Source organism: Serratia sp. (in: enterobacteria) (genome assembly GCF_046715635.1).
Taxonomy (GTDB): Bacteria; Pseudomonadota; Gammaproteobacteria; order Enterobacterales; family Enterobacteriaceae; genus Chania.
Genome location: NZ_JBKJYW010000282.1, coordinates 1 through 5,064 on the forward strand (window position 1 = coordinate 1; position 5,064 = coordinate 5,064).

The window sequence follows — 5,064 nt, forward strand, 5'->3', positions numbered from 1 at the left end:
ACGGTAATCCCCTTATCACTATTAACTTTTGGATGCAGCGTTAGTTAACGCGGTTCAGACGCTCTTTGATACGAGCAGACTTACCGGTACGCTCACGCAGGTAGTACAGTTTGGCTTTACGAACGGCACCACGACGTTTAACAGTAATGCTGTCGATTACTGGGGAGTGAGTCTGGAATACACGCTCAACACCTTCGCCGTTGGAAATCTTACGAACAGTGAATGCAGAGTGCAGACCGCGGTTACGAATAGCGATAACCACGCCCTCGAATGCCTGCAGACGTTTTTTGCTACCTTCAACGACCCATACCTTCACTTCCAGGGAATCACCTGGACGGAATGCAGGTACGTCTTGCTTCATCTGCTCTTGTTCAATTTGCTTAATAATGTTGCTCATAATATGTCTCTTACCCTAGGTAAACTGATATATCGGTCTCGTCGAGACAATGCTCAGACGTTCCCTTCATAGTCCTGCTACTTAGCTCGATGTTCCCGTTGGAACTCGGCCAGTAACACCTCTTGCTCGTCAGTCAGAGCTAGGCTTTCTAGAAGTTCAGGTCTTCTAAGCCAGGTACGGCCCAGCGACTGCTTTAAGCGCCAGCGACGTATCTCGGCATGGTTGCCCGACAGCAGAACTGGCGGCACCTCCATCCCTTCTAACACCTCCGGGCGGGTATAGTGCGGGCAGTCCAGCAATCCCTCAGCGAAAGAATCTTCTTCTGCCGAAGCCTGATGGCCCAGAACACCCGGTATAAAGCGGGCGACCGAATCGATCAGGGTCATTGCCGGTAGTTCACCGCCGCTGAGAACGTAATCGCCGATTGACCATTCTTCGTCAATTTCGGTTTGGATCACGCGCTCGTCTATCCCTTCGTAGCGGCCACACACCAGGATCATCTTCTGGTTAGCCGCCAGTTCGCGCACACCGGCTTGATCCAGCTTGCGCCCCTGAGGTGACAGATAAATCACCTTTGCTCCCTCGCCTGCCGCTGCTTTTGCTGCATGAATAGCTTCCCGCAAGGGTTGCACCATCATCAGCATTCCCGGGCCGCCGCCATAAGGGCGATCGTCCACGGTACGATGCCGGTCGTAGGTGAAGTCACGCGGACTCCAACACTGCACGCTCAGCAGGCCATTTTTTACTGCCCGGCTAGTTACCCCGTAATCGGTGATTGCGCGAAACATCTCAGGAAACAGGCTTACGATACCAATGAACACCAGCCAATCCCCATGTTGTTATTCCACTTGCTTCGACCATTAAATCCGGAGGTCAAAAACCAGGATCCCACTCAGCCTCGATAATCTTGGCGGCGAGATCGACTTTCTTGATAACCTGCCCATGAAGAAACGGGACCAACCGCTCCTTCATACCGAATGCATCTTTCAGGTTTGCCCGCACGACCATGACGTCGTTAGAACCGGTTTCCATCATATCGATGACTTTACCCAGTTCGTATCCGGAAGTGGTGACTACCTGGCAACCCATAAGGTCTTTCCAGTAGTAATCATCGCCTTCCAGCGGAGGCAACTGCTCGGAATCTACCACAATTTCGCAATTGGTCAGTAAATTCGCCGCATCCCGATCGTCAATGCCTTTGACCTTGATGATCAGATCCTGACTGTGGCGTTTCCAGTCTTCCAACTCGACAAACTGCCACTGACCAGAGCGCTGGATTAACCAGGGCTGATAGTCAAATATGCTTTCGGCGTTCTCGGTGGATGAAAACACTCTGAGCCAACCACGAATGCCGTAAGTAGACCCCATCTTACCGAGTACAATCGGCTGCTTAGGTGCTACCGGTTTGAGTTGCTTGCTCATTGCCACCACCGCGACAGATTAAGCTGCTTTCTTAGCGTCTTTGATCAGCGCGTGAACGCGATCAGAAACGGTAGCACCCAGACCAACCCAGTGCTCAATGCGATCCAGGTCCAGGCGCAGTGCTTCAGCCTGACCAGATGCGATTGGGTTGAAGAAACCTACACGCTCGATGAAACGACCATCACGAGCATTGCGGCTGTCTGTTACTACTACTTGATAGAACGGACGCTTTTTAGCGCCGCCACGAGCCAAACGAATTGTTACCATAACATCCTCTTTAGTTAATAAAACAGCCGGGCCCCATTGAGGGACGGGGCCCGGTTGCAATATAAAAAGCCCGAAAATTTTACTCATTTTGGCGCAAAAAGCAATCTAAAGCGTAGATTGCCAGTAATTCGTTTTTGCACCATCACGCTCTCGGACAGGTTTTACCGTGATCGGTAAATCGGCAAACCCGCCACAGCCTTGCTGCGGCGTGGTTTTAACGGCCAGGGAAGCCCGGCGGCATCATACCTTTCATGCCACGCATCATCTTCGCCATTCCGCCTTTTTTCATCTTCTTCATCATGCGTTGCATATCGTCGAATTGTTTTAACAACCGATTAACATCCTGCACCTGCATGCCGGAGCCCATCGCAATACGACGCTTGCGTGAACCCTTGATAATTTCCGGCTTGGCACGCTCTTTCAACGTCATTGAGTTAATGATCGCCTCCATGCGTACCAGCACTTTGTCATCCATCTGCGATTTTACGTTATCTGGCAGTTGGCCTGCACCCGGCAGTTTACTCAGCATGCTGGCCATACCGCCCATATTACGCATTTGCTTAAGCTGGTCGAGGAAGTCGGTCAGGTCGAAACCGTCGCCCTTCTTCAGCTTGTTAGCCAGTTTTTCCGCCTGTGCGCGGTCAACCTTGCTTTCGATATCCTCGATCAGCGACAGCACGTCGCCCATGCCAAGAATACGCGAGGCAACGCGATCCGGATGGAATGGCTCCAATGCGTCGGTTTTCTCACCCACGCCGAGGAATTTGATCGGCTTGCCGGTAATGTGGCGAATAGACAACGCCGCACCGCCGCGCGCATCACCATCGACCTTGGTCAGCACTACGCCGGTCAGCGGCAGCGCTTCGTTAAAGGCTTTGGCGGTGTTGGCCGCATCCTGGCCAGTCATGGCATCGACCACAAACAGGGTTTCCACTGGCTTGATCGCCGCATGTACCTGTTTGATTTCGTCCATCATCGCTTCATCTACGTGCAAGCGGCCCGCGGTATCGACGATCAGCACGTCGTAGAACTTCAGCTTGGCCTGTTGCAACGCACGGTTAACGATGTCGATCGGTTTATCTTTAACGTCTGACGGGAAGAAGTCGATGCCGACGCCTTCCGCCAGGGTTTCCAACTGCCGGATCGCCGCAGGGCGATACACGTCGGCAGAAACCACCAAGACTTTTTTCTTGTGCTTTTCTTTCAGGAATTTGCCGAGCTTGGCCACGCTGGTGGTTTTACCCGCACCTTGCAGGCCTGCCATCAGCACCACCGCGGGTGGCTGCGCCGCCAGGTTCAGCTCGGTGTTCACTTCGCCCATCGCGGCAATCAGCTCGCCTTTGACGATTTTGACGAATTCCTGGCCCGGCGTCAGGCTTTTGTTAACTTCATGCCCAACCGCGCTCTCTTTCACACGGTTGATGAAGTCACGCACTACCGGCAGCGCAACGTCCGCTTCCAGCAATGCCATACGCACTTCACGCAGGGTTTCTTTAATGTTCTCTTCGGTCAGCCGCCCGCGGCCGCTGATATTGCGCAGGGTGCGCGACAATCGATCGGTTAAATTTTCAAACATCGTCTCATGCTCAACGTAAGAGTCAGGCCGCAGTGGCGACACAATTGCGGCGATTATAACACGTTGCTACAACGATCTCTGCTTCAGCGTTGGAGATTGGTTGGAGTAGGGGCCGCTCAACGTTATACTGGCATTCCAATTAACCATGCCGATGCTAAATAACGCTATGCCAGTATTCTCTCTTGTGGCTTTGATGGCCTACCTGCTCAGCCTTGGACTGATCATTCCCAGTTTATTGCGGAAGAATAGCGCATACCGTCGGCTGGCGCTGGTCTCGGCCGTGGTGGCGCTGGTCTGCCATGCCATTGCCCTCCAGCAGCGTATTTTTGACGTCAGTGCCGGGCAAAATCTCAGCCTGCTGAACATCGGCTCCATCGTTGGCCTGATTATCTGTTCGGTGATGACCTACGTCGCCTCTCGCGATCGCGGTTGGTTCCTGCTGCCGATCGTCTACAGCTTTGCGATGATCAATCTGGCGTTTGCCAGCTTCCTGCCTGGGGAGTTTATCACCCATCTGGAAGCCAGCCCGGAGCTGATGGTGCATATCGGCCTGGCGTTGTTCTCTTACGCCACCCTGATTATCGCCACGCTGTACGCCCTGCAACTCGCCTGGCTTGATTACCTGTTGAAACATAAAAAACTCAGTTTCAGTGCCGATATGCCGCCGCTGATGAGTATTGAGCGTAAGATGTTTCATATCACCCAAATCGGTGTAGTGCTGCTGACGCTGACGCTGTGTACCGGCCTGCTGTATATGGACAACCTGTTTAGCAAAGAGAACGTGCATAAGGCCGTGCTGTCGATCATGGCGTGGTTTGTCTATATCGTGCTGCTGTGGGGCCATTATCACGAAGGCTGGCGTGGCCGGCGCGTGGTCTGGTTCAGCTTTGCCGGCTCTTTTCTGCTTACCATGGCCTACTTCGGTAGCCGCCTGCTCCAGGAACTGATGATGGTGCGCTAAGTAAGGCCTGGGCACTCATCTCCCCTACATAAGGAATACCGCGTTGGAGCACGTTTCGACAGAGACCCTCATTTTCATTTTGGTGATTATGGTCGCGGTCTCCGCTTATTTTTCAGCATCCGAAACCGGCATGATGACGCTCAACCGCTATCGTCTGCGTCACCTGTCCAAGCAGGGCAACCGTGCCGCACGCCGGGTAGAGAAGCTGCTGCAAAAGCCTGATCGCCTGATTGGCCTGGTGCTGATTGGCAACAACCTGGTCAATATCCTGGCCTCCGCGCTGGGAACTATCGTCGGGATGCGCCTGTATGGCGATATTGGCGTTGCGATCGCCACCGGGGTGCTGACCTTTGTCGTGCTGCTGTTCGCCGAAGTGTTACCCAAGACCTTTGCTGCTCTCTACCCTGAACGAATTGCCTTCCCTAGCAGCTTCCTGCTGGC

The 5,064-nt window shown here is 53.4% G+C and carries 7 protein-coding genes; 2 read left to right on the forward strand and 5 right to left on the reverse strand.

Features of this window, described 5'->3' with window-relative positions:
* Nucleotides 1-40: 40 nt before the first annotated feature.
* The 5 genes from rplS to ffh form a co-directional block, all read right to left on the reverse strand.
* Entirely contained in the window at nucleotides 41-397 is a 357-nt protein-coding gene (rplS, locus tag ACLQ7H_RS13820; protein WP_025120393.1) for a 50S ribosomal protein L19, read from the reverse strand.
* Nucleotides 398-474: 77 nt separating this feature from the next.
* Nucleotides 475-1,218, reverse strand: a complete 744-nt coding sequence (trmD, locus tag ACLQ7H_RS13825) for a tRNA (guanosine(37)-N1)-methyltransferase TrmD (RefSeq protein WP_411753164.1) — start codon at nucleotides 1,216-1,218, stop codon at nucleotides 475-477.
* 52 nt (nucleotides 1,219-1,270) lie between these two features.
* A complete protein-coding gene (gene rimM / locus ACLQ7H_RS13830; RefSeq protein WP_021182184.1) occupies nucleotides 1,271-1,819 on the reverse strand; it encodes a ribosome maturation factor RimM in 549 nt (182 codons plus the stop codon).
* A gap of 18 nt (nucleotides 1,820-1,837) precedes the next feature.
* Nucleotides 1,838-2,086: a 30S ribosomal protein S16 gene (gene rpsP, locus ACLQ7H_RS13835; protein ID WP_004932501.1), complete on the reverse strand. Its 249-nt coding sequence runs from the start codon at nucleotides 2,084-2,086 to the stop codon at nucleotides 1,838-1,840.
* A gap of 214 nt (nucleotides 2,087-2,300) precedes the next feature.
* Complete coding sequence (ffh, locus tag ACLQ7H_RS13840; protein WP_411753165.1) at nucleotides 2,301-3,662, reverse strand: signal recognition particle protein; 1,362 nt, start codon at nucleotides 3,660-3,662, stop codon at nucleotides 2,301-2,303.
* Nucleotides 3,663-3,828: 166 nt separating this feature from the next.
* Between ffh and ACLQ7H_RS13845 the strand changes: the two genes are divergently transcribed.
* Nucleotides 3,829-4,623 carry an inner membrane protein YpjD gene (locus tag ACLQ7H_RS13845; RefSeq protein ID WP_024485182.1) on the forward strand — a complete coding sequence of 265 codons (795 nt, stop codon included), beginning with the start codon at nucleotides 3,829-3,831 and terminating at the stop codon, nucleotides 4,621-4,623.
* A 43-nt stretch (nucleotides 4,624-4,666) separates the two neighbouring features.
* Nucleotides 4,667-5,064, forward strand: a 398-nt coding sequence (locus tag ACLQ7H_RS13850) for a CNNM domain-containing protein (RefSeq protein WP_411753166.1), incomplete at its 3' end; no start/stop codon positions are given.

What these genes read in the sequence shown, in the direction of transcription:
- ACLQ7H_RS13845 (WP_024485182.1), top strand. Translation starts at nt 3,829, where the DNA reads ATGCCAGTATTCTCTCTTGTGGCTTTGATGGCCTACCTGCTCAGCCTT.
- ffh (WP_411753165.1), bottom strand. Translation starts at nt 3,662, where the DNA reads ATGTTTGAAAATTTAACCGATCGATTGTCGCGCACCCTGCGCAATATC.
- rplS (WP_025120393.1), bottom strand. Translation starts at nt 397, where the DNA reads ATGAGCAACATTATTAAGCAAATTGAACAAGAGCAGATGAAGCAAGAC.
- rpsP (WP_004932501.1), bottom strand. Translation starts at nt 2,086, where the DNA reads ATGGTAACAATTCGTTTGGCTCGTGGCGGCGCTAAAAAGCGTCCGTTC.
- rimM (WP_021182184.1), bottom strand. Translation starts at nt 1,819, where the DNA reads ATGAGCAAGCAACTCAAACCGGTAGCACCTAAGCAGCCGATTGTACTC.